Here is a 26,167-nt window from a genome sequence, read left to right as displayed (position 1 = left end):
AAAACCAAGTAAACCCAGCCCGCGGAGGCGGGCAAAAGATAAAGAAAACTTTAGGAGGTAATGGAATGAAACGGCGATTATTGGCAAGTATATTAACGCTTGTCATGCTGCTGAGTCTTCTGCCTACGGCGGTTTTGGCATCAGATGAGCCACCTACGCAGGGGACTCCGACTGAGGTTTCTCAGGAAGCCCAGAACGGAGATCAACAGCAACAGGAGACGAAAGAAATTTCCTCTGTGGGCGGCGAGCTGACCACGGGCAGCTATGTTCTGAACGCGGATGTTGAGCTGCAGACTGACCTGACCGTCCCAGAAGGTGCTGTTGTCACGCTTGACCTGAACGGCCACACGCTGAAGGGTACCGGCAATGACAGTGTCATTGTGGTAAACGGTAACGGTGTACTGACTGTGAAGGACAGCAGCGGCAACAACAGCGGTAAGATCACCGGCGGTATCGGACATCCCAACGAAGAATACGGCAATGACGGTGGCGCCATCAGCATTGAAAGCGGCGGTAAATGTACGCTTGAAGGCGGCACTTTGACCGGGAACCACTGTGATGACTATAATTATAATGCCGGCGGCGTGTACGCCAAGGGAACCGCTGAGTTCTACATGACCGGCGGCGTAATTACCGGAAATACTGCAAACCGTCAGGGTGGCGGCGTTTTTGGCGGTGGTTCGTCGACGATCATGATCAGCGGCGGTGAGATCAGCAATAATACTGCCCAGTTTGGCGGCGGTGTGTGCTACAATGGCAAGATGACCATGACCGGCGGCACGATCAAAAACAACACTGCTCAATACAGTGGAGACTTCAATGGAGCATTTTGGCCGAACATTATGGGCGGCGGCATTAAGGTGAACTCTAAAACCCCCCTTGAATTCTTTGGCGGTGAGGTGTCTGGAAACAAGGCCATCAGTTCAAATGGTATTACCGCCCTCGGCGCAGGCATCTACGGCGGCAATATCAAAGTCAAGGGCGACGTGAAGGTATGCGATAACAAACGTGATGATGTTGCCGAGAACATTTATCTGGACGGTTCGGCTATGCTGGAAATTGTGGGGAACCTGGGCAACAGCGCACAACTTCCGGTGACCCGCGCTACCCAAACAGGACGCGTAACGAGCAGCAACGACTTTTCTTTTGATGGCATCATCACTGCGGATGATTCTGAGCTCACTTTAGAAACACGAAATGGTGACCTGTACTTCACCAAGACAGTTGATCCTGATAAAAGTGATCTGCACCATGCAGGTGGGAGGGGATACTCTGGGGTATGATTCCCTTTCCGCTGCGCTGGCAGACCTGCCCTCGGATAACAATGTGATCACTCTGCTGAAGAACATTGATCTCGGCGCGCAGGTGAGTGTTCCCGCAAACAGCGGGGCCGCTACAATTACAGCTGCTGAGAACGAAGATGGTACCCCGATTGAGATCACTTGGGAGAACGCCACGGCGAGCTTCTTTAATATTCCGTCCGGTGCAGCGTTGACTGTGAGTGGAAATATTATCATTCGCGGCACGGAGAGCACTGGACAGCGCGCCTTTGATGTGGCGGGCACGTTGAACTTTGGAGAAGCGAGTAGCGCGTCCCAGTATCCCATGGTCGAGCAATTTGATCTGTCTACTGAGAAGGGCATTGCTGCTGTTTATGTGAATGGCGGTGCTTTGAATCTTTATAGTGGCACGCTGAGCCAGAATAAGGGTTATTATGGCGGCGCGGTTTCCGTTAGATACAATGGTAACGCGAATCTGTTCGGTGGAACAATTTCTGGCAACACTGCACCCTCCGGCGGCGGTCTCTATGTTGCTAACAGTACGGTGACCCTTTCCGGAACAAAGATTTCTGAGAATAGCGCCCAAAAGGGCGGCGGCGTTTATAACCAGAACGGTACCGTCACGATAGAACAGGGTGAAATCTCCAGAAACTGGGTTGACGGAGAAATCCCCAATGGCGGCGGTATCTACAGCGATGGTATTGTTACCATGAACGGCGGTAAAATTAACGGAAACGCTGTAAAAGTGAACGTGAATGAGTATGGCCGCGGTCGCGGTGCAGCCGTTTGCAACAATGGTAAATTTACTATCACGGACGGTGAGGTTTCCGGAAATTACTGTGAGCAAGGTAATGCTGTAACTGCTGCGAAGACCATGTATTGTGCGGGCCTGTACAATGAAAAGCAAATGGATATTGCAGGAGGCACAATTTCCGGTAACTTCTACACATTCAGCAGTGATTTCAACAACCACGAATGCTTCGCGGGTGTTGGCGTCAGCAATAACGGTGGAACGCTAACGATCACCGGCGGTACGATCACGGGCAATGGAATCCAATCCGAAGGTTCTTCTGTTGCTGGTATTGCAGGTGCGGGCGTCGCATCGACAGCTAACTCAGTATATAATGCTGTGTTCAATATGACCGGCGGTAAGATCACCGGCAATAATGGCGGTACCGGATCCGGGGCTGGCCTCTACTTGGAGAATAGTGGTGAGCATACATCAGCCGCAACGATCTCGGGCGGCAGCATCGTCGAAAATAAGGGTGCATCAGGTGTCTATGCAGCCAACGCAAATCTTTCTATTTCCGGCAATCCTGTTATTTCCGGAAACAAAAATGCCGGAGAAGAGGAGAAAAATCTCTATCTGACTTCTGGAACAACGGTCGGCGTGGTTGACAGGATGACTTCCGGTGCAGATATCGGTGTGACGATGGCTGCGCCGGCTAACGGCTCGACGGTTGCAACAGGGGCGGTCGCAAGTGATGTAAATGGATTCACTTATGACGGCGGCGCCTTCGGCATGTATTTCGATTCTACTGATAACACAATTAAAATTGGCTCTGCTGTAACGGTCACCTTTAATGCAAATACTGGCGACAACTCGGAGACCTCGAGACAGGAAGTCCCCAGTGGCAAAGAGGTAAATCTCAATCCTAACTCTTTTAAGAATCCCGGCAAGACCTTTGTTAAGTGGAATACTAAGCAAGATGGCAGCGGAACGGATTATGAGGACGGGGACAGTATTATGGCTAATAGCGCTGTGAACCTCTACGCTCAGTGGCGTGACCGCAAACCTTCCCACATCGAAGTGACCCCCAAGAAGGATAGCTTTGCCTATGGCACGGTTCTGAGCACAGATGATTTTACTGTTACGGCGGTCTATGACAATGGCGAGAGTGAAGAGGTCAGCGATTATAGCATTTCGCCCAATACTGCATTGACGGCTTCTGGCACGGTTGCGGTTAAGATTACATATCAGGGCGTGCAGAAGGACGTCAGTATCAATGTCGAGCCTCAGAAGCAGACGGTCAATGTTGTGATCTACCGCAACGGTGACTTCACGACACCCTACAAGACGGTTGCTCTTGATAAGGTCCCGAAGGGAAATGCCATTGATCTGAGCAAACTGAACATTACAAATTATTATACCGCTAAATGTGAGTTCCACGGCTGGTATAATGACGGCGCATGGAACGAATATAAGAAAAATCCCGCGAATCCGCCTGCCGGCTTGAGTTCTATCACCGTCAACGGCTGGACGAACATCCGGTGCATGGTCTATGACTATGAGACGGTTGTCTGCTTCGCCTCGAAGGAAGCATTGGCTGATTATCAGGCTGACCACTCCAAGACCGAGGGCTTACTGTTAACGGTGAAAGCTGTTCATGGCACGACTCTCCCCACCGTTGTCGCGCCTACTGAGACCCGTGACGGATATACGTTTACCTTCTGGAGCCGCGAGGGTCAGTCCACGGACGTCACCGGCCAGACCGTTGGCGGCTGGACAAATCTGTATGCCAACTGGAAAATTACCCCGCATAACATCTACGCTTTCGCAAGAGTGAATAGTGCGTTTGCTCCGCTCACTCCGGTCGAGTTTGGCGAGCACATCACACTGAACAACGCAACATTGACCCGCCTCGGCCTCGGCAGCTATAACGCTAACGGCTACATTTCTATCGGCTCGTTCAGCTTTGATAAGCTGCCGCTGGTGGGAGACGATTTCATGTCGCACTACGGTGATGAGGAGTTCAACGCGGTTGTTGAAGAACTGGCAAAGAGCATCATGCTCGAAACCGGCGTTTCCGAAGAGACTGCGAATAAGATTGCCTGGACGTATCTATTTAAGGCTGACGGCAGTGACTACACAACGACCGCTGGCTATCCGACGGAGGACGCAGCAGGCTACCAGTTGTCCGGCAATCTGAACCTTGCGACTGTGATGTTCCAGCCCAACGGCGATGATGTCACAGGTATGCCTGAGGCTAACTACACCTACGACGGCATGGAGATCTATGATTTCTATTTCCCTGGTGAGACTGTTACCATGCCTGCCGACCTGACCCGAGCCGGTTACACGTTCCTCGGCTGGAGTGCAAAGGTTATCCCGAGCGAGGCAGATGAGGCTGAGGTTACTGCGCTTGCGGCTACAGACGCCAACGGTGATCTGCTCAAGGCCAACGATACCTACACTATCACTGATGGCGGTGTGGTTTTTACTGCGCAGTGGGAAAAGAATGACTACATTATTGCATCCGATCTCCGTATCAACGGCAATGATGCCTATAAGGATGAGGGCAAGAACTTTGCGTGGACGCACCGCTATGGCGGCAAGTTTGATGAGCCCATCGAATACACGGAGATGCTCGAAGCACTGAAGAACAAGACCCTCGAAGTTGATGCAGCCAATGAGCCCTGTGATGTCGAGATTAAGCTCTGCTTCCCCGGCAGCGAGGACAAGCTGTTCAACGAAGCAATTACGACCTACGGTCAGACCGGCGGCGGCTGGAATCCCGGCGTCAAGAACACTGCTTTCATCTGGGGCTATGCGACCACTTCCTACGAAGTGACCTTCGACTCGGATGGCGGCAGCGATGTTGAAAAGCAGATTGTTAAGTATGGAGAGACTCTTGAAGCATTTGATGCTCCTACCAAGAAGGGCTATAACTTCGTTGGCTGGGTCGATAAGAATGGTGATTCGTTTAACCTTGATACCGCTATCACCCACAAAACGGAACTGAAGGCTCAGTGGGAAAAGAAGAGTTACACCGTTGCTGCCAACATGAGCGTGAATGGTGCTGCTCCGTATCAGGACGGCAAGACCTACGCTTGGACTGTCCGTGTTACAGGCAAATATGGAGAGGCTATTCCCTACGATGATATCTACGCGGCAATCAAGGCGAAGGCTCTTGTGGCTGATGCAGCCAGTGAGCCCAACAGCACAAAGGTCGATGTTGTTCTGAAGTTTGCAGGATCTAACGATATCTTTGACGAGACAATCAAGACCTTTGGCCAGGATGGCGCGACTTGGCAGGAAAAGAACAACAACACCTGTTATGTCCGCGGTTTCGCCTACACCTATTACGATGTGACTTTCGTCACTCCGGAAGGCGCAACCACTGTCGATGCAGAACTCATCAAGAGAGGTGAAGAGGTCACTCAGCCCGATGATCCGACCAAGGCAGGCTGGAAGTTCCTGGGCTGGTATGCCGATGCTGATTTCAATACTGAGTTCAACTTCAGCGATCCTATTACCAAGAAGACTTCTGTCTATGCCAAGTTTGAACTGAATCAGACCCCTGCTGGCGATATTTATGTTCGCTATGATGTTCAGCATATCAAGCAATTGCCTGATGGTACCTACGATGAAGCCAACGCTGAAATTGAGCATCTGAGTGCCAAGGCAAAAACAACTCCATCCAAGCCAAACTATCCGTTCAGCTCATCTGTAATGAACTTCTTTGATCCGTTGTATACGATCAAATTTGAGATAGCAACACAGGAGAATAAATAGGAAATCAGCGGCACAGCACAGAGTCTTGCAAACTGAGAAACGGATTGTTGAGTGCACATCGGAAAGCAGAAATCGTTTATCGTTCTCTATTTGCCCCTGAATGGCATAGTGGCGAGAAGTTTCACACAAAACTTCTCGCCACTATTGTCTTATATGTGTCCTTACACGGTTAGATTCTATGATCATGCGGTACAAAACCGCTGCTCCTATTCCAGAGCTTATCAGACTTTACGAACAGCGCCTTTTGCAGTGCGAGCAGTCTCCGCAGCAGCCGCTACCTGATCTGGCCTTTTTTCGCCAGTGCAGGATAGCTGTGATAGCTGCAGCTGCGATGAGGACAAGAAGGGCCCAATCTAACAGATGCATCACAGGATCCCCACCAAGGTATAGACAGCAAGAGCCACGATCCATGCCACGCAGCACTGCATCATCACGACCCCAACTGTCTTCAGCGCTGAGCCGAATTCTCGTCGAATCGTGGTTACCGCCGCGATGCAGGGAGTATACAGCAGCGTGAACACCAGAAAGCTGATAACGGAACGACCGGTAAACATCGTAGAAAGTGCAGCCCCGCCTAACAGGATTTGCAGCGTACTGACCACAGATTCCTTTGCGATAAAACCGGAAATAAGGGAGGTTGCGCAGCGCCAATCCGCAAAGCCCAACGGTGCGAACACCGGCGCGATCCATCGACCAATGAGAGCCAAAAGGCTATCGGCACTGTCGGCAACTACATTCAGCCTGGTATCAAAACTCTGGAGGAACCAGATCACGATGGTAGCAAGAAAAATCACAGTAAACGCCCGCTGCAAAAAGTCCTCGGCCTTTTCCCAAAGCAGCAGCGCAACGCTCTTGAGGCTCGGAAGCCGATAATTGGGCAACTCCATAACGAAAGGCACGGGCTTTCCGCGGAACACGGTTTGGTTCATGATGAGGGCCGCAGCAATTCCAATCAGAATGCCCAGCAGATACAGTAGGATCATTATGAGCGCGCGGTGCGTTGGAAAGAACGCTGCGGTAAAAAATGCATAAATTGATATTTTTGCCGAGCAGCTCATATAAGGCGTGAGCAAGATCGTCATCTTGCGGTCACGGTCACTCGACACCGTGCGCGTTGCCATAATTGCCGGCACAGAACAGCCGAAGCCGATGAGCATAGGGACGATGCTGCGGCCGGACAAACCGATCTTTCGCAGAGGCTTGTCCATTACAAAGGCGACGCGGGCCATGTAGCCGGTATCTTCCAAGATAGAGAGGAAGAAAAAAAGCGTCACAATGATAGGTAGGAACACCAGCACACTGCCAACACCGGAAAAAATGCCGTCAATAATCAAGCTGTGTACCACAGGATTGATCTCATAGGCAGTCAAAGCTTGGTCTACAAGAAAGGTAAGGCCATCGATCCCGCCTTGCAGCCAGTCGGACAGACGCTGACCAATAACATTGAAGGTGAGATAGAAAATCAGCAGCATGACAAGCAGAAACGTCGGAATGGCTGTGTAGCGACCGGTGAGAATTCTGTCGATCTTCATGGAGCGGGCGTGCTCCCGACTTTTATGGCATTTCACCACAGATGATGCCACCACGCCTTCAATGAAGGTGTAGCGCATATCAGCAAGCGCCGCGTTGCGATCAAGTCCTGCCTCACTCTCCATCTGCACGATGCAATGCTCAAGCAACTCGCGCTCGTTTTGATCAAGTGCCAGACGGTCGGCAAGGTCATCGCCGCCTTCGATCAGTTTTGCTGCGCAGAAGCGAGCCGGCACACCGATGCGGTCGGCGTGATCGGCAATCAGATGCGTAACGGCGTGGATACAACGGTGAACGGCGGAATCATCCGCGCAGAAATCTGTCACCTTTGGCAGAGTTCTGCTCCGAGCCACAGCAATCGCCTGATTCACCAGCTCGCTCACGCCCTCACCCTTTGCGGCCGCGATCGGTACGACAGGGATGCCGAGCGAGGCGCTCATCTTCTGCACGTCGATGGAACCGCCGTTGGAACGCACTTCATCCATCATGTTCAGCGCCAGCACCATAGGTATCCGCAACTCAAGCAGCTGAAGTGTCAGGTACAGATTCCGTTCAATGTTGGTGGCATCCACAATGTTGATGATGCCGTCCGGCTTTTGGTTGAGGATAAAGTCACGGGAGACGATCTCCTCCTGTGTATAGGGCCGCAAGGAGTAGATGCCGGGCAGATCCACCACGGAGCAGCTTTTTTCGTCTATGATCTCTCCCATCTTCTGGTCTACCGTGACACCGGGAAAGTTGCCGACATGCTGATTGGATCCGGTGAGGGCGTTGAAAAGAGTCGTTTTCCCGCAGTTCTGATTTCCAACGAGTGCAAAGATCATTTCGGCTCGTCCTCCACTTCGATTTTTTGAGCCTCCTCTACGCGCAGCGTTAGCTCGTAGCCGCGCACGCGAATCTCGATAGGATCACCCATCGGCGCGACCTTCTGTAATGTCACGCGGGTGTGCGGGATCAAGCCCATATCCAGCAGGCGGCAGCGCAAGGCTCCATCTCCGCCAACAGTGGTGATCACGGCAGAATTCCCCACTTTTAATTGATTCAATGTCATTTGCTTTCCTCTTTTCTTGCCCAGTTTTAATTTCATGGTAGCATTCCTGCTGCGGACTGTCAATACAGCCGAACCGGCATAATTCAAAGTGTGTGATAGAATATTTGGCCTTGTGCTGCAGAAAATGTTGAAAAGGTTCCTGCGGCAAGGAAAAGTCTTACAACTCTTTCGCAGTTTTAATCGATCCGCAGCAATTCGTCATCGTCGGAGCATCCGAAGCGGTTAACATCAGAGTCAGGGAAAGACTGGTAAATGTGCACGTTCGAACGCGGAAAGCATTCTTGCAGAAAATCGCGGACCGGGAAAAGATCATGGAATCCGCTGAAGTGCTTTTTGCCGTCTTCAAAGGAGACCGAGTTCACGACAAAATGCAGATGACAGTGTGCAGAGTCCATGTGCAGGGCATATACGACTTGGTGCCCAGGGAAAAGATGGCAGATATCGTAACCTAAGGCAAGCATATCGTCTGCACTTAGACGGTAGGCCACCGTCGTCGAAAAGGATACAATAAATGCAGCAGCTGCCGACCATCGATATTCTGATAAGCGCTTTTAACAAGCATAAACTCACGGAACGCATAGACTGGATCGACGGCATATCCGCCTATCATTCCGGAGCGGCACGCATAGTCAAGAACGCGGTGCAAAGCTGCTGCGTCTGGATACTGATTGCGGATCAAGATAACGTCTGGCACAGCCGGTTCATCTCCTCGCTGATCATTTCGTTTTCAGTAAAACCCTGTTCTGCCAGTGCAATGCGCAGATGGCAGAATGCGGCGGCGTGATTCGGTGAACAGACGCCGGATGAAGAATTTGCGCGGATCAAACTGCGCAGGTAAGCGCTGGGCGTCATTCCTGCAGTGTGAGACAAATCATCTAATCGTTTGCGCTCGTCCACTGAGAGGCGGACAGATAAAATTTGATTTTTCATTTATTACTCCTTTTGACGTTCATGGCAGGAAGCGCAAATCGTATGACGCTTCTTTATTGAGATGTTTGCAGTGTGGTAAAAAATGAATAGAGATTATAGAAAAGTCTGATGAAGCGCACGCAGTTGTGCAGTCTCATCAGACTTTCCAAATGATGTTGACATGGTTGCCGTCGAGTTCGATCCGCTCGATAAATTCAGCAGCGATCAATTTTTTCTCGTCAAAAGCAGAGCGGGAAAAATCCAACCGCCGAATCTGAGACGCAGAATGCGGGGCGGCATGTAAGAGCTGTTCCCGCTCGGCGTGCAGTTTTTCAATCATTTTTGAGATATACACGACCGCCACATCGCTGCTCTCGGCGAGAGCGTTCACCAGACGATCGATTTTCTGCTCGATTTCCAAAACAGCTTTCGCTTGCGCGTGGTCTTCATTTACTGAGGGAAGCTCGGCGGGACAGGCATCGAGAATGTGCTGGAGCTCATTGGCAATATGGGTCTCCAGCTCTCTAAGGTCTACATCAATCGATTCATCACAGTTGCCGAAGTTGGACCGACCGGAGCAGACCAGCTTACAGCGTTGCTCCGACTTTATGTAGTTGACCTTGACGGCATAGCCGCATTTGCTGCATTTTAAGAGACCGGTCAGCCAGGAGTATTTACCCGCGTTGGCGCGGGGAAGCTGCATCTGTCCGGAGAGCTTGTCCTGTACACGCAGCCAGAGGGAAGACGGAATGATTCCCTCATGCGTGGACAGGCTGAGCATCTGCTCATCCTTTTTCGTGTACTTGCCGCGGCTGCGGTCGCGCTTCCCAATCAGAAGACAGCCATGGACGCCGTCAAAAACTTCGGGCGTCTGGCGGATCTGGATGCCCTGCGCAAGGTAATAGCAGTAGACCGCTTCGTCAGCCTGCACGTAGACGGGGTTCCGCAGAATACGGGACAGAGTCACGTTATCCCACGCCTCGCGCTTGGGGCCGTGAATGCCTTGCTCAGTTAGAGCCTTAGCCAATGCGCGCAGCGATGTTTCAGACCGGACATATTCTTCAAAAATGTGGAGAACAGTCTTTGCGTTTTCATCGGCTATCAGAGATGAGACCTTGCGCCCGTCAAGCTCAGCTTTGGAAAGCGCATACCCGTACGGTGCGGGACCACCCGGCCATGCACCGAGGGAAACGCGGTGATGGTAGTTGTCGCGCACACGCTCCGCGGTCGTTTCGCGCTCAAGCTGGGCAAAGGTCATCACAATGTTGAGCATGGCCCGTCCCATCGGTGAGGAAGTGTCGAACTGCTCGTTGACAGACAGAAATTCGACATCGTTTTTACGCAGAAGCTCCCAAATCTGGCTGAAATCCGCGAGGGAGCGGCTGAAGCGGTCCAGCCGGTACACGACGATTTTTTTGATGCGGCCCGCCTCCACCGCCTCCATGAGCTCGCCGAAAGCAGGCCGCTTGGTGTTTTTGCCGGAAAAGCCCTTGTCCGAAAAAACAAGGGCATCGTCCACAGTAAACTTCCGGCACAGTTCAATCTGTCCCTCGATCGAAAGGCTGCCCTTTTTATCGATGGACTGACGCGCATAAATGGCATCCATCGGCCTCACCTCTGCGCGCGGGCAGCCAGCAGCAGAAGGCAGCGACGGCAGATCGCCGCCTGACGCGCAGAGCGCTCTATAGGGTCAACGGTTGAATAAGTGTTTTTGATAATCATAAGGGTTTCCTCCTTCGAGAATGTATGAGCCAGGGCCGGAAGTTATTCCGGACGGCTTTACCACCCTGTTGAAGGCTGTGTAAAAATGTATTACAGGTGCTGCCGGACCTTTCGATAAAAGGTGCTGCGGCTCATATCGAGACGACGCATGGCTTCAGCTGCGCTGATGGTACCCGCACGCCAGAGTTTTTCCACCGCATCAAAATTGCTTCGCTCAATCGGCTTGCGGCCCCTGTACTTCCCTTCTGCTTTGGCAATGGCAAGGTTTTGGACAACGGCGTCAATATTAGCGATAAAGGCGTGCGGCACATTGTCATTCCCTTTTGTGATCAGACCGAATTTATGCAGATGCTCGGACGAAGAAGAACAGCTGAGGGCGAACGGGTTTACCTTTATGTCGAGGTGCCAACAATTCAGAAAGTTAACACTTTGAGGCATGGCGTGGAGACCAAGCGAAATGCGATCAATGGGGTAAAAAGATGTGCTCCGAATAGAAGAAACGCTTTGTTAGCAAAAATGTGGGAGGCGGGCCGCAAAGACATTGGCTTTCGATTCTGGTGTCCTCGGGGATTGTGGCACTGATCCAGCCCTACTCCAACAACGCCTTGAAGCGAGTGATCAAGGCTCCGAGAATGTATTTTCTGGACACAGGGCTCTGCGCACATCTCACCAGATGGACCAGCGCAGAGACATTAGAGCGGGGAGCGATGGACGGCGCGTTCTTTGAAACGTGGGTGGTATCTGAGATCTACAAGAGCTACCTCAATCAGGGAAAATCTCAGCCGCCGCTGTATTTCTACCGTGACAGCAACAAGAAGGAGATCGACCTTATCATTTATCAGGATGGTGTCGTTTCGCCGATAGAGATCAAAAAAATTCTGCGCCAAAGGATGCCGCAAAGAATTTCAGCGTGCTGAATCCTATTGAGAAAGAACCAGATGCTGACAGCATCTCGGCTGGAGTAGCGCATCTGAAAACGAAGATTGGAACCGGTGCCGTGATCTGCATGCCGCCGGATATGATCCCGGTCGATCAAAAAACTGGTATGTTCCTGCTTGGCTGATTTGAGCAAACGCAGATTGAATTTCACAAAACTGCTGCCGCAATTCTGCGGCAGCAGTTCCTGCTGTGTGTCTGGTGAACACACTTTACTAATATGGAATTGATTCTGGGCATGTTCAGCGGTGGGCTATGAATAGGCGGAAAGAAGACAGTCAGCGGAGGCCATGAAGCGAGGCACGACAGGCGTTTCCAAGTGCTGCCAGTGGGGATTCCCTCGACTGGAAGGGCATCTCGGCGGGTGAGATCACGAAGCGCGTGACGGGCAAGGTGCAGAGCGGGTCGATCGTGCTGTTCCACAACGCGGGTGAGCACACGCCCGAGGCGCTGCCGGATATTCTCGACTACCTGCTCGCCGAGGGGTATAAGATCGTACCGATTTCGAAGATCTTGCTCACCTGTGACTATACCATCGACCACGAAGGCCGGCAGTGCCCGGCAGTGCAGTGAGCGTCCGATACCGCACTTGCTTGACCGTGTGTAAAGACGCGAAAAGGGGAGCCCTCTATCACAAGAGAACTCCCCTTTATTATTTCTTCCGTGCATTGCAGGGTGATTTTTTACGCGCCGATGATGATCGGCACCAGCGCTGCGGAGGTGATGCACATCAGCATGCCGGTACAGAACGAGTAGGCGACCGTTTCCGAGTTGCACACCCGCTCGATGATCGGCAGGCACACGTCAGTCGAGGCGGTGCCAGGGATGGTGATGGCCTCGATATAGCCGATCTTGCCCGCGATGACGGGCAGCAGAATGATACCGAGCATCTCGCGCAGCACATTGTGCAGAAACGAGACCGCGCTCGCCATAGTGTGCCCCGCGCTTGCGATGACGCTCGGGGCCATCGTGTACCAGCCGAAGCCTGCGCTGATGGCCAGTCCCTCGCGCAGCGTCATGGGTGAGAGTGCGGCATAGACAGCGCCGCCGAGCAACGTGCCGAGCACGGCGAAGATGGGGACTAAAATGACGCCGAGCCCCGCGTTGCGCAGAATGCGGGCAATGCTGCCGTCCAGCCCCATGGAAAAGCCGATGAGCCCCAGCATGATACACAGACCGACTACAAGATAGTCGCCCGAGCGGGACTGAAAGGCGGGTAGGTCGGTGCACACGCGGCGGATGACAAGATCACCGAGCAGCATCCCGACAACGACCATCAGCAGGATGATAAAAGACATTTTCGCGCCCGAGACGTCGGCCTTTTCGTGCACAGCCTCCGCTTCGTTGACGACTGCACCGGCGGGGTGGGCGTGGCGGTCGATGTGCAGCAGCTTTCGCACGGAGAACGCGCCGAGCATGCTGCCCGCAGCAGTCAGCAGCGTGACAAAAAGCGCCTGAATGCCGATGCTGCCGAGGCTCGACGTGACCTCCTCGTCTGCGCCCATGCGCAGGCCCATCAAAAGCACCAGCGCATAAACGGAAAGCGACATGAGCTTGTCCACGAATTTGAATTTTTCTGCATACTTTCGCAGGCGCGAGGCCAGGAGGTAGCAGGCGATCATAATGGACCAGTAGAGTGCGAGCATTGCCATGAGAGGGGACCATCCTTTCGCCGCGTGGCGGCAAAGATAGAAAAAGGGCGGCGCGTGATCCGCGCCGCCCTTTGCTGCTTTGGGATAGGGAAATATCAGGCGAGGGTGTTGACCCAGGCGGAGTATTTGGCGAGGTTTGCGTCGCGCTCCTGCGCGTCTGCGCCCTTGGTGAGGATGTAGACCTTGATCTTCGGCTCGGTGCCGCTCGGGCGCACGACGATGTGCGTGCCGTCGCAGAGCTCGAAGCGCAGCACGTTCGAGCCCGAGAGCGTGATCTTCGTCACCTTGCCACTCGCGGCGTCGCGCGCGGTGCCGTCTGCGTAATCCTTGTACACAGCAACCGGAACTCCCGCAATCTCGCTCGGCGGCGTCTCGCGCAGGAGCTTCATGAGGTTTGCCATCTTCTCCGCGCCGTCGAGGCCCGGCATGACGAGGTTGTGCGTCTTTTCACCGTACCAGCCGTACTTTTCAAAGAGTGCGTTGAGCGCGTCGAAGAGCGTCATGCCCTGGGAGTAGTACCACGCGGCCATTTCGGTGAGCAGCAGCGAGGCCGTGACTGCGTCCTTGTCGCGCACGTAGTGGCCGATCATGTAGCCGTAGCTCTCCTCGTAGGAGAAGATGACGGTGTTTTTGCCCGCGCCCTCAAGCTCGTTCATCTTCTCGGCCATGAACTTAAAGCCCGTGAACGTGTTGTAGCAGTCGAGGCCGTTCGCCTCCGCCACGGCGCGCGCCATCTCGGTCGTGACGATAGTCTTGAGCGCGGCGGCATTCGCAGGCAGCTTGCCCGCGCGCTTCATCGCACCGATCAGATAGTCGAGCAGCAGCACGCCCGTCTGGTTGCCGGTGACAGGCTCGAACTCGCCCTGCTTGTTGCGCACCATGATACCGACGCGGTCGCTGTCGGGGTCGGTGCCGAGGATGAAGTCGACGTCGTTCTTCTTGGCAAGGTCAATGGCGAGGGCGAAGCCCTCGGGATTCTCGGGGTTCGGGGACACGACGGTCGGGAAATTGCCGTCGATGACCATCTGCTCGGGCACGCATAAAAGGTGCTTGATGCCAAGACGCGTCAGCGCCTCGGGCACGAGCTTGTGGCCGCAGCCATGGAAGGGCGTGTAGACGAGCTTGAAGTCGTCGGCGACCTTTTTGACGGTCTCATAGTCGTTGACCATGCTCATGACATTTGCCATGAAGCGCTTGTCACAGTCCTCACCGAGCATCGTGATGAGGCCCTTGTTGACGGCTTCGTCAAAGTCCATCGACGTGACGCCGGTGAAAATGTCGATGTGCTCGAGCTCCCTGGCGATCGCCGCGGCGTGCTGGGGCGGCAGCTGCGCGCCGTCCGACCAGTAGACCTTGTAGCCGTTGTACTCCTTGGGATTGTGCGACGCGGTGACGTTGATGCCCGCCTCGCAGCCGTATTCGCGCACGGCGAACGAGAGCTCAGGCGTCGGGCGCAGGGACTCAAAGAGCTTGACGGTGATGCCGTTGCCCGCCATGACGCAGGCCGCGGCGCGTGCAAACTCCATCGAGTGGTTGCGGCAGTCCATGCAGATGGCGACGCCCTTTTTCATGGCCTCTTCGCCCTCAGCGCGGATGACGTTGGCAAAGCCCTGCGTCGCCCAGCGGATGACGTGGCGGTTCATGTTGTGAAGGCCAACGTACATCGTGCCGCGAAGGCCGGCCGTGCCGAATTCGAGCGGACCGTAGAAGCGGTTTTCAATCTCCTTTTCGTCGTTTGCGATGGCCTTGAGCTCGTTTCTCTCGTCCTCGCTCAGCGCGGGGGAGGCGAGCCACTTTTCATATTCCTGACGGTAATTCATTGCATGTCCTCCTGTTCCGGAATTTCATCAATGGGGCGGATCAGATTTTTCGCGTCCTCGAGCATCGAGGACGGCACATAGAGCCACGTGCCGCTGCCGGGCATGCCGAGCACGATCTTGCCGAACGAGCCCTCGCCCTCGTACTTGCGCAGCACGGGGATGTCATACGAGCGGAGCATGGCGCAGAGCATGTCCGTCTCGGCGTTCGTGTCCATTGCGACGGTCAAAAGCGCGGGCTCCTCCGGCGTGCCGTCGGCGGATTTGGGCCAGCGCTGCAAAAGGTCGTTTTCTGTCTTGCCCCAGGTGAGCTTCACTTCATCCGACATGGGCGGTGTCCTCCTTTATATTGATGATGAGTCATTTGTGGTATTTGGTCCCGGCCTCGATCTGGTAGGCGCGGTAGATTTGCTCGAGCAGCATCACGCGCGCTAAGTGGTGCGGAAATGTCATCGGCGACATCGAGAGCCGCAGGTCGGCTTTTTTCTTTAAGTCCCCGTCAAGGCCGAAGCTCGACCCGATGAGGAACGTCAGCTGCGACGCGCCGCGCGCGGCGAGCTGCTGCATTTTCTGCGAAAGCGCCACGCTGCTCATCTCCTGCCCCTCAATGCACATGGCGATGAGCGCGCCGCCCTTGGACAGCTTCTGCTCGACGAGCGCAGCCTCTTTTTTGAGGGCCTGGCGGATCTCCGCCTCGCTCGGCTCGTCGCCAAGGCGCTGCTCGGGCAGTTCCAAAAGCTCTAACTTACAGCAGCGCGAAAGGCGCTTTTCGTATTCCTTGACGGCCTGCTCGTAGAAGGCCTCTTTCAGTTTTCCGACGCAAAGGACGGTGATCTTCTGCATACGTGTACCTCGCTGATGGTGTCGCGCGGCGCGGCGGCAAGGCGGACGCTCAGTCCGCTCGATTGCAGGGCGCGGCCGACGGTGTATTCGGCAAGCTGGGGAGAGTTGTTCTCGTCGCTCAAGTGCGCGAGCAGAATGTCGCTCGTGCCCGCGCGGACACATTCGATGGCGAATTCCGCCGCGGCGTCGTTCGACAGGTGCCCGTACTCGCTCAGGATGCGCTGCTTGAGATAATAGGGGTAGCCGCCGTTTTTGAGCATCACGACGTCGTGATTCGATTCGAGCAGCAGCATGTCCGCGCCGAGGGCGGCATCGTGCGCTTCGTCGGTGACAAAGCCCGTATCCGTCAGCACGGCGAGCGAGCCTGCGTCGCTCTCGATGCGGTAGCCGACGCTTTCTTTCGCGTCGTGCGACGTGCGGAACGAGCGGACGTGCAGGTCCTTGATCGTAAACTCTTTGCCCGCGGCAAAGGCACGCAGGCGCGGCTCGGGGTATTGGATGGCCGCCGCGGTGCCGAACGTCGCATACAGCGGGGCGGGGCATTTTTTGGCGAGCGTCACAAGTCCTCGGACATGGTCGATGTGCTCGTGCGTGATGAGAATGCCGTCGAGGTCGTCGAGCGTGAGGTTCAGCACCGCGAGCGACTGTGTGATGCGGCGGCAGGAGATGCCCGCGTCGATGAGAAGGCGGGTATCGTTGTGACAGACGAGCGCGGCGTTGCCGGCGCTCGAACTGGCGAGGGTGTAAAATTCCATGGGATGATTCCTTTATATCAATTCACCGAAATCATACCACAGCCGCGCGCAATAGTCAAAAAGAAAAAGCCCCCGCACGGGGGCTGTGAGAGGGAGAAGAAAGCGCTGTCAACCGGCGGGGAAAGCGAGCCCTGCCATGAAGCCGTTTTCGCCGGTGCAGACGATGTCGCCCGCGGCGAGCGCGCCGTCGCAGACGTACAGGTCGGCCTGACAGGGGAGCGAGGCGTCAGGATAGTTAGTCACAACATAGGTGTAACGCGAGAGCGTCTGCCCGCAATAGCGTGTGAGGTCAAAGCCCTGCGAGCGCTGGAGGTCGTTGTAGCTCAAATACGGCTCTTCGAGCGTTTCGCCCAGCGTGACGCTCAGCGTTTCGATCGGCTGGTCGTTCACCTCCCAGCCGAGGGAGGCAAGATACGCAATGCGCTCTTCATTTGTTCCGGCGGCGATGACGGGCGGCGGAGACGAATGCCGGCACGCGCGCAGCGCCAGAAAGAGCGAGAGCAGCAGCGCGAAGATGAGCAGAATTTTTACAACGCGGCGTTTGGAGCACTTGGCGGTGATGATGAACATGAAGCGACCACACCCTTTCGATAAAAGCTATTCCACCGAAAGAAAAAGTATGCTACACTGATACTTCAGAATGCAGAAAGGCGGGAACCACCATGGCACAGCAGAGACTCGACAAGATCATCGCCTCGACCGGGCGCTATTCGCGCCGCGAGGTCAAGACCCTCGTGCGCGAGGGTCGCGTGCTCGTCGACGGGCGCATCGCGGCCAGCGCGGAGGACAAGTGCGATCCCTTGACCGCGCGCATCAGCGTGAACGGCGAAGAGCTTTTTTATCGCGAGCACACGTATGTGATGCTCCACAAGCCCGCGGGCGTGCTCTCGGCGACCGAGGACGGACGCGGGGAGACGGTGCTCGACCTGCTTGCGCCCGAGTATCGAAAGATCGGCCTGTTTCCCGTCGGGCGGCTCGACAAGGACACGGAGGGGCTGCTGCTTCTGACCGACGACGGCGCGCTCGCGCACGACCTGCTCGCGCCGAAAAAGCACGTCGACAAGGTCTACTTTGTCCGCACCGACGGCGCGCTCGACGACGCTGACTGTAAAGCCTTTGTGCAGGGCATCACGCTCGGCGACGGGCTTGAATGCCTTCCGGCAAAGCTTGAGATTTTAAAGAGCGACGCGCAGAGCGAGGCGCTCATCACCATCCACGAGGGCAAATTCCACCAGATCAAGCGGATGCTGGCCTCGCGCGGAAAGCCGGTCGTTTACTTAAAGCGGCTGAGCATGGGCTCACTCACGCTTGACGAGGGACTTTCCAAGGGTGAATACCGCCTGCTCACGGCGGAAGAGATCAAAAACCTGCGGGAAAGTGGGCAATTTGCCCAAGGAAAAGCGGGCGCGGACAAGTAAGCGTTTGTCCTTCCTTTACGGAATGCCTAAAAAAGAAGAAAAAAATTGTTGAAAAGAGAAAAAAGTTCTTGCAATCGTCAGACGGAGAAAGTATAATAGTCCCATCAAGTTGGCAGAATGCACAAACTCCCTAATAAATCAAGGAGGCACGGAATATGTCCGGTAGGATTTTTCAGAACATCGTTTTACAGTTTAAGGAAACGACCGATACGGTCATTGGCGTGATCGACTCCGAGGGCACGGTCATCGCCTGCACCGACCTGCCGGAGATCGGCCAGCGCTGGCCGCATCTGGTGCAGCCGATCAATGAGGCCGAGGGCGCCTGCACCGCGCTCGAGGGCAAGACCTTCAAGGCGCTCGAGGGCTGGGGCGGTCAGTTCGACTTTGCGGCCTTCACCCGCGGCGAGGACGCGCTCAGCTCGACCGTCTGCAGCATGGCGACCGTCGCGCTCAACACCGCCAAGAGCTATTACGAGGAAAAGCACGACAAGACGTCGTTTGTCAAGAGCATCCTCTCCGATAACATTCTTTTAAGCGATATCTACGTCCGCGCCAAGGAGCTGCATGTCGAAGCCGAGCTCAACCGCGGCGTGTTCGTCGTCCGCCGCACGGACGAAAAGGCCGACGCTATCCCCGTCGAGATCGTGCAGAACATCTTCCCCGACCGGCAGACGAGCTTTGTCCTTTCCATGGGCGAGGACGATGTGGTGCTTGTGCAGCAGCTCGGCGACAATGTGGAGATGAGCGACCTTGAAAAGACCGCCGCGCAGATCGAAGAGACGCTGCGCGTGAACGGTGAGAGCACTGTGGTCGTCGGTATCGGCACGGTGGCGACGCACCTGCGCGACCTCGCGAAGTCCTATAAGGAAGCGCAGATGGCGATCGAGGTCGGCAAGGTCTTCGACACCGAGAAGTACATCATCAGCTATGAAAACCTCGGCATCGGCCGCCTCATTTATCAGCTGCCGACGACACTGTGCGAAATGTTCCTGCAGGAGGTCTTCAAGAAGAACCCCATCGACGCGCTCGACAAGGAGACGCTCTTTACGATCAACAAGTTCTTCGAGAACAACCTCATCCTCTCCGAAACGGCGAGAAAGCTGTTCGTCCACAGAAATACGCTCGTCTACCGTCTCGAGAAGATCAAGAAGCTCACGGGCCTCGACCTGCGCGAGTTCGACGACGCCATCACCTTCAAGGTCGCGCTCATGGTCAAAAAGTACCTTGCCTCCCGCGGCATCGAAGCGTAAAGAAAAAGAATTTGACAAGGGCTGCCTTCAGACAGTCCTTGTTTTTTCGCCATTTTGCGGCAAAAAAGTTGAAAGTTTACATAATTACCTGTTGCCATCGCGGGCGCTTCGCGCTATAATAAAGACTGAAAATTTGCGGGATCGAGTCAAAACCTGCTGGAAACTGAGGGAAGAGCATGATACGCCTAAGCGATGTAGTAAAGGAATACGAGAGCGGCACGACGGCCTTAAAGGGCATTTCGCTTCGCATCGAGGATGGGGAATTCGTCTTTTTGGTCGGCCCGAGCGGCAGCGGCAAGTCGACGATTATCAAGCTGCTCACCGGCGAGATCGTGCCGACGTCCGGTCAGATCGCCGTCAACGGCTTCAGCCTGACGAACATTGCCGAGCGGCAGATCCCGCTGCTGCGCCGCTCCGTCGGCGTCATCTTCCAGGACTTCCGCCTGATCGAGAAGAAAACGGTCTATGAGAACCTGAGCTTCGCCATGCGCGCCGTCGGTTCTTCGCCGCGCGAGATTAAAAAGCGCATCCCCTATGTGCTTGAGCTCGTCGGACTTGAGGAAAAGACCGACCGTTATCCCAACGAGCTCTCCGGCGGCGAACAGCAGCGCGTGGCCATTGCGCGTGCGCTCATCAACAACCCCAGCACCATCATCGCCGACGAGCCGACGGGCAACCTGGACCCCGCGCGCTCGCTGGAGATCATGCGCCTGCTCGAGCGCATCAACCAGCTCGGCACGACGATGGTCGTCGTCACGCACGAGAAAGATCTTGTCAATCAGTTCAAAAAACGCGTCGTCACGCTCGAACAGGGCGTCATCATGAGCGATGGCGACGGCGTCGGCTATAATGCGAGGTAAGCTATGCGCAAACACGATTTTTCTTACTTTTTCGGCGAGGGCATGCGCAACATGTTCTCGCACGGATTCATGTCCTTTGCGGCCGTGGGCATTACGGTCGCCTGCCTTGTCGTCATGGGTACATTTTCGCTTGTGGCGTACAACGCGCAGGTGCAGCTCCAGCAGCTTGAGAGCGAGTATGAAATTCTCGCCTTCGTGGACGAGAGCTGCGACGATGCGCAGACCAAGGCCGTGGGCCGCGCCATCGAGCAGCGCGCCAATGTGAAGGAATGCGTCTTCATCAGCAAGGAAGAGGCGATGAAGTCCTTTGAGGCGCGTTACGAGGGGGACAACATGTTCCAGAACCTTGACCCCGAGATTTTGCGCGACCGCTACGCTGTCTATGTTGACGATCTGAGCATTTCCGGCAAGACTGCACAGGATATCCTCGACAATGTCGAAGGCGTTGCCAATGTCCGCGTGGACGAAGACATCGCGGGCGGCTTTATCACGCTGCGAAATGTTGCGAGCGTAGTGTGCATCGCGCTCATTGCCATTTTGCTGCTCGTGTCGGTTTTCATCATCTCGAATACCATCAAGCTCACGACATTCGACCGCCGCGACGAGATCGCCATTATGAAGATGGTCGGCGCGACGAACGGCTTCATCCGCTGGCCGTTCGTGTACGAGGGCTTTATGATCGGCCTCCTCAGCGCGGTGCTTGGCTTTGGCTTGCAGTGGCTGCTGTATGAATCGGTCGCAAAGAGCCTTGCGATGTCCGACCGGCTGCAGCTGTTGACGATCGTCGACTTTACGTCGATCTGGCGGCCCGTGGCTGCGATCTTTGCCGCCGCCGGTATCCTGATCGGTGTGGGTGGCAGCATGACGGCTATCCGCAAGTTCCTGCACGTGTGAGGGAGGCGGACGATGAGTAAGAAAAAGATTGCACGTATCCTCCTGGTGCTGGCTGTCGTTGCGTCGCTGACGCTGACGGAGCTGACACCGCTTTCCCTGGTGCAGGACGCCTCCGCCGTTACGCAGGCGGATATCGACAAGCTCAAAGACGAGCTCAGCGGTATGAACTCGGAAAAGTCGCAGCTTGAAAAGGAGCTCAAGTCCATCCAGAATGACAAGAGTGCGGCGCTTGCGCAGAAGGAGAACATCGACAAGCAGATCAACTTGCTTCAGTCGGAGATCACGAGCGTCGAGTCGCTCATCAGCAACTATGAGTCTCTCATCACGCAGACTGAGCAGGAGATCCGCGAGAACGAAGAGGAAGAGGCGCGCCAGTACGAAAAGTTCTGCGAGCGTGTGCGCTCGATGGAAGAGCGCGGTACGGTGTCCTACTGGTCGGTGCTGTTCGACTCGGCGAGCTTTTCTGACTTGCTGAGCGCCATGGACTTCATCAGCGAGATCATGGACAGCGACCAGAAGGTCATCGACGATCTGCGTGCCCTGCGCGAGCAGATCGAGCAGAAGAAGGCTTCACTCGAAACGTCCCTTGCCGAGCAGCAGAGCGCCAAGGAGACGCTCGTTGCCAAAAAGAGCGAGCTGAATACCCAGCGCGCCGAGGCGGAGAAGGTGCTTGCCGAGCTCAAGGCGAACGAAGCGCAGTACAAGCAGGTCCTTTCGGAAAAGGATGCCGCGATGGAGCGCCAGCAGGCGGAGATCGTGCGCCTTTCCCGTGAGCTTGCCGAAAAGAACGGCAACACCACCGTGACCTATGGCGGCTACATCTGGCCGTGCTCGAGCAAGTATGTCACCTCGCCGCTCGGCGCGCGCTACACGGGCATCGCGGGCGCGTCGACGAATCACGCGGGCATTGACATCGGCCGCGTGGGCTACACGACGCAGGCCGTCGCCGCCAAGGCGGGCACGGTCATCATCTCGGCCTACAACAAGTACCGCGGCAACTATGTGGTCGTCAGCCACGGCAGCGGCAACACGACGACGTATCAGCATTTGTCATCCCGTTCGGTCAGCGTGGGCACGTATGTCGCGCAGGGTCAGGTCGTCGGCATTACCGGTACGACCGGCGTGAGCAGCGGCCCGCACCTGCACTTTGAGATCACCGAGAACGGACGGATCATCAACCCGCTCAAGTACCTCACCGACTATATCAAGGGTTGGTAAACCGCATAACGCACAAGCTCCCCGCCATATACTGGCGGGGAGCTTTTTTGCGGGGAGGGGTCATTTTGCAGGGATTGGTCTGCTATCGGGACACGGGGGAGAAAAACGGCGCGCGCACGCTTTGCGGCGTGCGCTTTGGCGCGGCCTACGCATCGCGCGGCGAGGGAATGCTTGCTGCACTTTCGGCCAAGCGCGCAGCAAAATACCTGCAAAAGCGCCGTGTGAGCTATGCCGTGTTTCCCAAGGATTATCCATATGCGGAGGTATTTGCGCGCTGTGGTGTCCTGCCGCCGCCCGAGCAGCCGCTGCGCATGGCAAAGGCGGCGGAGATCATCCGCCGCGCGATGGCGCGGCTCGGCCTTGCGCCGGAGCGGGCACGTATCGCGCTGTGCGCACCCTCGCAGAGTGCGGCGCTCGAAGCGGCGGCGCGCGAGCTCTCTAAAGATGTGCGCTATCTTGCACTCTGCGCGCCGAATGGCGAGCGCCTTGCGCGCACGCTGCGCTGGGACTGCGGCGCGAGTGTCCATACATTGCAGACGGACGAGAGGATCGCCGCCGACCTGAGCGTCTGCTTCGACGATTTCCCGCTGCCCGACGGCCTTGTGCTGCCGCTGGGGAGCGGTGCGGTTTCTGTCGCCTATGGGACGGAAAACCTGGGCGATGCAGCGATGATCTGGAATGAAGATCAGCTCATCTGCGCACTCTACGCCTCGCTTGCGCGCCGCGCGGACGAAATTTGGGTAAAAGATGTGAAAATGCCGCCCGATGGGGGAGAAAACACAAACTTACCTTGACAACACGGGGCAAAATCACTATAATTATTTCGCTAAAATGGTATTCGTGTGCGCGCCGCGCAATTTTGCGGGCGCGAAAGAAAGGAACGATCTCAATATGGCGAACATGAAAAAAGAGTACAAGATGAGCGCGGAGCGCAAGGAAGAGCTGCAAAAGGAGCTCACCTACCTCAAGACCGTGCGTGAAAAGGAAGTGGCGGACCTCATCAAAGAGGCGCGCGGCTTCGGCGACCTGAGCGAAAACAGCGAATATGATGAAGCGAAAAACGAGCAGGGCAAGCTGTACTCCCGTATCGCTGAGGTCGAGGAGATACTGCTGCACACCGTCATCGTCGACGAAAACGACGCGGGCACGAACGGCATCAGCATCGGCTGCCGTGTGACCGTGCAGGATGTGAAGTCCGGTCGCGAGCTGCCCGAGTATAAGGTTGTCGGCTCGCAGGAGGCCGACCCCATGCACCGCGCCATCTCCGAGGATTCCCCCTTCGGCAAGGCGCTCATGGGCGCAAAAGAGGGCGACGAGGTCATGGTGGAGGCCCCTGTCGGCGCCATCGTCTACCGCATCGTCAAGATCGAACGTTAAGCTGTATTATATAGAGTAGGAGTAAAGAAATATCATGGCTGAAGAAAATATCCAGACCAACGCTCCCGAGCAGGACCTCAGCGAGATCCTGAAGGTCCGTCGCGAAAAGCTCGCAGCGCTGCGCGCCGAGGGCCGCGATCCCTTCAAGGAGACGCGCTTCGACGTGACGCACCACGCTCAGGACATCAAGGACAACTTTGACGCGCTTGAGGGCAGCGAGGTCCGCGTCGCGGGCCGCCTGATGAGCAAACGCGGCATGGGCAAGGTCAGCTTTTGCGATCTGCAGGACAAGTCCGGCCGCATCCAGCTCTACGCCCGCAAGGACGAGATGGATGAGGAGGAGTACAACCGCTTCAAGAAGTACGACATCGGCGATATCGTCGGCGTCGAGGGCGAGGTGTTCCGCACCCAGCGCGGCGAGATGAGCGTGCGTGCCAAGAAGATCACGCTGCTCAGTAAGTCTCTGCGTCCCCTGCCGGAGAAGTACCACGGCCTGACCGATAAGGAAGCGCGCTACCGTCAGCGCTATGTGGACCTGATCATCAACCCCGAGTCCAAGCGCAACTTCGAAATTCGTTCGAAGTTTGTCGCGTATCTGCGCCGCTACCTCGACTCCATCGGCTTTATGGAGGTCGAGACGCCGGTTTTGAGCCCCATCGCGGGCGGCGCGAATGCGCGCCCCTTCATCACGCACCACAATACCCTCGATATCGACATGTACATGCGCATCGCCACCGAGCTGCACTTAAAGCGCCTGATCGTCGGCGGCATGGAGCGCGTGTACGAGGTCGGCCGCATCTTCCGCAACGAGGGTATGGACACCAAGCATAACCCCGAGTTTACCACCTGCGAGCTCTATCAGGCCTACACGAACCTCGACGGCATGATGGACATCCTCGAGGCCATCCTCTCCGGCGCCGCGAAGGAGATCCTCGGCACCTATCAGATCCGGTGGCTCGGCAAGGACATTGACCTGACCCCGTCGTGGAAGCGCGTCACGATGGCTGACGCCGTCAAGGAAGTGACCGGCGCGGACTTTATGGCGATCGAGGGCGACGCCGAGGCCGCCGTCGCGCTCGCCAAGAGCGTCGGCGTCGACATGGACGGCGTGGACAAGACCTGGGGCAACGCCCTGTACGAGACCTTCGACCAGAAGGTCGAGGAGACCCTCGTCCAGCCGACGTTCATCACCATGTACCCCGTCGAAGTGAGCCCGCTTGCCAAGCGCAGCCCGTCTGACCCGTACCTCACCGAGCGCTACGAGATGTTCATCTGCGGCTGCGAGATGGGCAACGCTTTCACTGAGCTCAACGACCCGATGGATCAGTACGAGCGCTTCAAGGCGCAGGTCGAAAAGCGCGCCAACGGCGACGACGAGGCCGAGATGATGGACGAGGATTACGTCATGGCCCTCGAATACGGTTTGCCCCCGACGGGCGGCCTGGGCTTCGGCATCGACCGCTGCGCGATGATGCTCTGCGGTACCGACTCCATCCGCGACGTCATCCTCTTCCCCACGATGAAGCCGCTGGACATGCCCAAGAAGGCCGACAAGGCGGAAGCCGCTCCCGCCGAAGTGAAGAAGGAGGAGGTCATCGACTTCTCCAAGGTCGAGATCGAGCCGCTGTTCGCTGACCAGGTCGACTTTGACACCTTCTCCAAGTCTGACTTCCGCGCCGTCAAGATCAAGGCGTGCGAGGCGGTGAAGAAGTCCAAGAAGCTGCTGCAGTTTGTGCTCGACGACGGCACGGGCGAGGATCGCATCATCCTCTCCGGCATCCACGAGTATTACGAGCCCGAGGAGCTCGTCGGCAAGACCGCTATCGCCATCGTCAACCTGCCCCCGCGCAAGATGATGGGCATCGACTCCTGCGGCATGCTCATCTCCGCCGTGCATCACGAAAACGGCGAAGAAAAGCTCCATTTGCTGATGGTGGATCCTCACATTCCGGCCGGCGCAAAGCTGTATTAAAAAATAACGAAAAAGAGTTCTCTCGGCAGAGGGAGCTCTTTTTTGTGCCAAAGGCACGGGGAAGCAGCGCCGTAGGCGCTGCACGGGATAAGGGGGGCCATTCTCTCACGTGAGAGAATGGCCCCCCCCTTTGACCCCCAAAAGAACACAAGGGGCTCTGCCCCTTG

Annotated in this window: 25 protein-coding genes and 1 pseudogene; 13 read left to right on the top strand and 13 right to left on the bottom strand. The window is 55.9% G+C overall.

The annotated features are described in order from the left end of the window. Both NI20_RS0111190 and NI20_RS0111185 read left to right on the top strand, forming a co-directional pair. Positions 1–1,283: pseudogene (locus NI20_RS0111190) on the top strand (hypothetical protein); the annotation flags it as partial. Next, positions 1,252–5,796 carry an InlB B-repeat-containing protein gene (locus tag NI20_RS0111185; RefSeq protein WP_033121480.1) on the top strand — a complete coding sequence of 1,515 codons (4,545 nt, stop codon included), beginning with the start codon at positions 1,252–1,254 and terminating at the stop codon, positions 5,794–5,796. The pseudogene NI20_RS0111190 and the gene NI20_RS0111185, both read left to right, overlap by 32 nt. A 228-nt stretch (positions 5,797–6,024) precedes the next feature. Here NI20_RS0111185 and NI20_RS16025 read toward each other — a convergent pair whose 3' ends face one another. The 7 genes from NI20_RS16025 to NI20_RS15185 form a co-directional block, all read right to left on the bottom strand. After that, on the bottom strand, positions 6,025–6,162 hold the full coding sequence (locus NI20_RS16025; RefSeq protein ID WP_369699414.1) for a FeoB-associated Cys-rich membrane protein: 138 nt from the start codon (positions 6,160–6,162) through the stop codon (positions 6,025–6,027). After that, positions 6,162–8,150 carry a ferrous iron transport protein B gene (feoB, locus tag NI20_RS0111180; RefSeq protein WP_033121479.1) on the bottom strand — a complete coding sequence of 663 codons (1,989 nt, stop codon included), beginning with the start codon at positions 8,148–8,150 and terminating at the stop codon, positions 6,162–6,164. The genes NI20_RS16025 and feoB overlap by 1 nt, the downstream gene beginning before the upstream one ends. Further along, positions 8,147–8,413, bottom strand: a complete 267-nt coding sequence (locus NI20_RS0111175) for a FeoA family protein (RefSeq protein WP_242842989.1) — start codon at positions 8,411–8,413, stop codon at positions 8,147–8,149. The genes feoB and NI20_RS0111175 overlap by 4 nt, the downstream gene beginning before the upstream one ends. A gap of 140 nt (positions 8,414–8,553) precedes the next feature. Next, positions 8,554–8,886, bottom strand: coding sequence for a relaxase/mobilization nuclease domain-containing protein (locus NI20_RS14730; protein WP_081958487.1), 333 nt, complete (start codon positions 8,884–8,886; stop codon positions 8,554–8,556). Positions 8,887–9,052: 166 nt separating this feature from the next. Next, positions 9,053–9,307, bottom strand: a complete 255-nt coding sequence (locus NI20_RS15190) for a hypothetical protein (protein WP_156108631.1) — start codon at positions 9,305–9,307, stop codon at positions 9,053–9,055. A gap of 136 nt (positions 9,308–9,443) precedes the next feature. Then, positions 9,444–10,892 (bottom strand): recombinase family protein, encoded by a 1,449-nt coding sequence (locus tag NI20_RS0111165; protein ID WP_033121477.1) that lies wholly within the window; start codon positions 10,890–10,892, stop codon positions 9,444–9,446. Positions 10,893–11,098: 206 nt separating this feature from the next. Then, positions 11,099–11,446 (bottom strand): hypothetical protein, encoded by a 348-nt coding sequence (locus tag NI20_RS15185; protein WP_156108630.1) that lies wholly within the window; start codon positions 11,444–11,446, stop codon positions 11,099–11,101. A gap of 134 nt (positions 11,447–11,580) precedes the next feature. On the opposite strand from NI20_RS15185, the gene NI20_RS15755 reads away from it, so the two are divergent. From NI20_RS15755 to NI20_RS0111150, 3 genes are all read left to right on the top strand, one after another. Beyond that, positions 11,581–11,925: a DUF4143 domain-containing protein gene (locus tag NI20_RS15755; RefSeq protein WP_242842988.1), complete on the top strand. Its 345-nt coding sequence runs from the start codon at positions 11,581–11,583 to the stop codon at positions 11,923–11,925. Further along, positions 11,919–12,071: a hypothetical protein gene (locus NI20_RS15750; protein ID WP_242842987.1), complete on the top strand. Its 153-nt coding sequence runs from the start codon at positions 11,919–11,921 to the stop codon at positions 12,069–12,071. The genes NI20_RS15755 and NI20_RS15750 overlap by 7 nt, the downstream gene beginning before the upstream one ends. 254 nt (positions 12,072–12,325) lie before the next feature. Continuing rightward, positions 12,326–12,517, top strand: coding sequence for a hypothetical protein (locus NI20_RS0111150; RefSeq protein ID WP_052084619.1), 192 nt, complete (start codon positions 12,326–12,328; stop codon positions 12,515–12,517). 110 nt (positions 12,518–12,627) lie between these two features. Here NI20_RS0111150 and NI20_RS0111145 read toward each other — a convergent pair whose 3' ends face one another. The 6 genes from NI20_RS0111145 to NI20_RS0111120 form a co-directional block, all read right to left on the bottom strand. Next, on the bottom strand, positions 12,628–13,596 hold the full coding sequence (locus tag NI20_RS0111145) for a lysine exporter LysO family protein (protein WP_033121475.1): 969 nt from the start codon (positions 13,594–13,596) through the stop codon (positions 12,628–12,630). 95 nt (positions 13,597–13,691) lie between these two features. Further along, a complete protein-coding gene (locus tag NI20_RS0111140) occupies positions 13,692–15,416 on the bottom strand; it encodes a phospho-sugar mutase (RefSeq protein WP_033121474.1) in 1,725 nt (574 codons plus the stop codon). Next, entirely contained in the window at positions 15,413–15,742 is a 330-nt protein-coding gene (locus tag NI20_RS0111135; protein WP_033121473.1) for a hypothetical protein, read from the bottom strand. Before NI20_RS0111135 ends, NI20_RS0111140 begins: the two co-directional genes overlap by 4 nt. Before the next feature lie 31 nt (positions 15,743–15,773). Further along, the gene (rlmH, locus tag NI20_RS0111130; protein ID WP_033121472.1) at positions 15,774–16,256 is read right to left on the bottom strand and encodes a 23S rRNA (pseudouridine(1915)-N(3))-methyltransferase RlmH; all 483 of its coding nucleotides are present in this window, start codon (positions 16,254–16,256) and stop codon (positions 15,774–15,776) included. Further along, positions 16,220–17,011, bottom strand: coding sequence for an MBL fold metallo-hydrolase (locus tag NI20_RS0111125; protein WP_033121471.1), 792 nt, complete (start codon positions 17,009–17,011; stop codon positions 16,220–16,222). The genes rlmH and NI20_RS0111125 overlap by 37 nt, the downstream gene beginning before the upstream one ends. 108 nt (positions 17,012–17,119) lie before the next feature. Then, positions 17,120–17,581, bottom strand: a complete 462-nt coding sequence (locus NI20_RS0111120; protein WP_052084618.1) for a DUF4830 domain-containing protein — start codon at positions 17,579–17,581, stop codon at positions 17,120–17,122. Positions 17,582–17,673: 92 nt separating this feature from the next. On the opposite strand from NI20_RS0111120, the gene NI20_RS0111115 reads away from it, so the two are divergent. The 8 genes from NI20_RS0111115 (at position 17,674) to lysS (ending at position 26,000) form a co-directional block, all read left to right on the top strand. After that, a complete protein-coding gene (locus NI20_RS0111115) occupies positions 17,674–18,429 on the top strand; it encodes a pseudouridine synthase (RefSeq protein ID WP_033121470.1) in 756 nt (251 codons plus the stop codon). Between the two features lie 155 nt (positions 18,430–18,584). After that, positions 18,585–19,679 (top strand): CdaR family transcriptional regulator, encoded by a 1,095-nt coding sequence (locus NI20_RS0111110; protein ID WP_033121469.1) that lies wholly within the window; start codon positions 18,585–18,587, stop codon positions 19,677–19,679. Between the two features lie 176 nt (positions 19,680–19,855). Next, the gene (ftsE, locus tag NI20_RS0111105; RefSeq protein ID WP_033121468.1) at positions 19,856–20,539 is read left to right on the top strand and encodes a cell division ATP-binding protein FtsE; all 684 of its coding nucleotides are present in this window, start codon (positions 19,856–19,858) and stop codon (positions 20,537–20,539) included. Between the two features lie 3 nt (positions 20,540–20,542). Further along, positions 20,543–21,433 (top strand): permease-like cell division protein FtsX, encoded by an 891-nt coding sequence (gene ftsX, locus NI20_RS0111100; protein WP_033121467.1) that lies wholly within the window; start codon positions 20,543–20,545, stop codon positions 21,431–21,433. A 12-nt stretch (positions 21,434–21,445) separates the two neighbouring features. Next, the gene (locus NI20_RS0111095; RefSeq protein ID WP_033121466.1) at positions 21,446–22,651 is read left to right on the top strand and encodes a murein hydrolase activator EnvC; all 1,206 of its coding nucleotides are present in this window, start codon (positions 21,446–21,448) and stop codon (positions 22,649–22,651) included. A gap of 65 nt (positions 22,652–22,716) precedes the next feature. Continuing rightward, a complete protein-coding gene (locus NI20_RS0111090; RefSeq protein ID WP_033121465.1) occupies positions 22,717–23,445 on the top strand; it encodes a hypothetical protein in 729 nt (242 codons plus the stop codon). Positions 23,446–23,551: 106 nt separating this feature from the next. After that, the gene (gene greA / locus NI20_RS0111085) at positions 23,552–24,028 is read left to right on the top strand and encodes a transcription elongation factor GreA (protein ID WP_033121482.1); all 477 of its coding nucleotides are present in this window, start codon (positions 23,552–23,554) and stop codon (positions 24,026–24,028) included. Between the two features lie 34 nt (positions 24,029–24,062). Next, positions 24,063–26,000, top strand: a complete 1,938-nt coding sequence (lysS, locus tag NI20_RS0111080; RefSeq protein ID WP_033121464.1) for a lysine--tRNA ligase — start codon at positions 24,063–24,065, stop codon at positions 25,998–26,000. Positions 26,001–26,167 lie beyond the last annotated feature (167 nt).

The organism is Oscillibacter sp. ER4 (assembly GCF_000765235.1).
Lineage (GTDB): Bacteria > Bacillota > Clostridia > Oscillospirales > Oscillospiraceae > Hominicoprocola > Hominicoprocola fusiformis.
The sequence above is the reverse complement of the archived record's forward strand: the minus strand, read 5'-3'. Positions and strand labels throughout refer to the sequence as shown.

Excerpts from the sequence above, each read along its gene's own strand:
- NI20_RS0111185 (WP_033121480.1), top strand. The coding sequence starts at position 1,252 with ATGCAGGTGGGAGGGGATACTCTGGGGTATGATTCCCTTTCCGCTGCG.
- NI20_RS16025 (WP_369699414.1), bottom strand. The coding sequence starts at position 6,162 with ATGCATCTGTTAGATTGGGCCCTTCTTGTCCTCATCGCAGCTGCAGCT.
- feoB (WP_033121479.1), bottom strand. The coding sequence starts at position 8,150 with ATGATCTTTGCACTCGTTGGAAATCAGAACTGCGGGAAAACGACTCTT.
- NI20_RS0111175 (WP_242842989.1), bottom strand. The coding sequence starts at position 8,413 with ATGAAATTAAAACTGGGCAAGAAAAGAGGAAAGCAAATGACATTGAAT.
- NI20_RS15190 (WP_156108631.1), bottom strand. The coding sequence starts at position 9,307 with ATGAAAAATCAAATTTTATCTGTCCGCCTCTCAGTGGACGAGCGCAAA.
- NI20_RS0111165 (WP_033121477.1), bottom strand. The coding sequence starts at position 10,892 with ATGGATGCCATTTATGCGCGTCAGTCCATCGATAAAAAGGGCAGCCTT.
- NI20_RS15185 (WP_156108630.1), bottom strand. The coding sequence starts at position 11,446 with ATGCCTCAAAGTGTTAACTTTCTGAATTGTTGGCACCTCGACATAAAG.
- NI20_RS0111145 (WP_033121475.1), bottom strand. The coding sequence starts at position 13,596 with ATGGCAATGCTCGCACTCTACTGGTCCATTATGATCGCCTGCTACCTC.
- NI20_RS0111140 (WP_033121474.1), bottom strand. The coding sequence starts at position 15,416 with ATGAATTACCGTCAGGAATATGAAAAGTGGCTCGCCTCCCCCGCGCTG.
- NI20_RS0111135 (WP_033121473.1), bottom strand. The coding sequence starts at position 15,742 with ATGTCGGATGAAGTGAAGCTCACCTGGGGCAAGACAGAAAACGACCTT.
- rlmH (WP_033121472.1), bottom strand. The coding sequence starts at position 16,256 with ATGCAGAAGATCACCGTCCTTTGCGTCGGAAAACTGAAAGAGGCCTTC.
- NI20_RS0111125 (WP_033121471.1), bottom strand. The coding sequence starts at position 17,011 with ATGGAATTTTACACCCTCGCCAGTTCGAGCGCCGGCAACGCCGCGCTC.
- NI20_RS0111120 (WP_052084618.1), bottom strand. The coding sequence starts at position 17,581 with ATGTTCATCATCACCGCCAAGTGCTCCAAACGCCGCGTTGTAAAAATT.
- NI20_RS0111115 (WP_033121470.1), top strand. The coding sequence starts at position 17,674 with ATGGCACAGCAGAGACTCGACAAGATCATCGCCTCGACCGGGCGCTAT.
- NI20_RS0111110 (WP_033121469.1), top strand. The coding sequence starts at position 18,585 with ATGTCCGGTAGGATTTTTCAGAACATCGTTTTACAGTTTAAGGAAACG.
- ftsE (WP_033121468.1), top strand. The coding sequence starts at position 19,856 with ATGATACGCCTAAGCGATGTAGTAAAGGAATACGAGAGCGGCACGACG.
- ftsX (WP_033121467.1), top strand. The coding sequence starts at position 20,543 with ATGCGCAAACACGATTTTTCTTACTTTTTCGGCGAGGGCATGCGCAAC.
- NI20_RS0111095 (WP_033121466.1), top strand. The coding sequence starts at position 21,446 with ATGAGTAAGAAAAAGATTGCACGTATCCTCCTGGTGCTGGCTGTCGTT.
- greA (WP_033121482.1), top strand. The coding sequence starts at position 23,552 with ATGAAAAAAGAGTACAAGATGAGCGCGGAGCGCAAGGAAGAGCTGCAA.
- lysS (WP_033121464.1), top strand. The coding sequence starts at position 24,063 with ATGGCTGAAGAAAATATCCAGACCAACGCTCCCGAGCAGGACCTCAGC.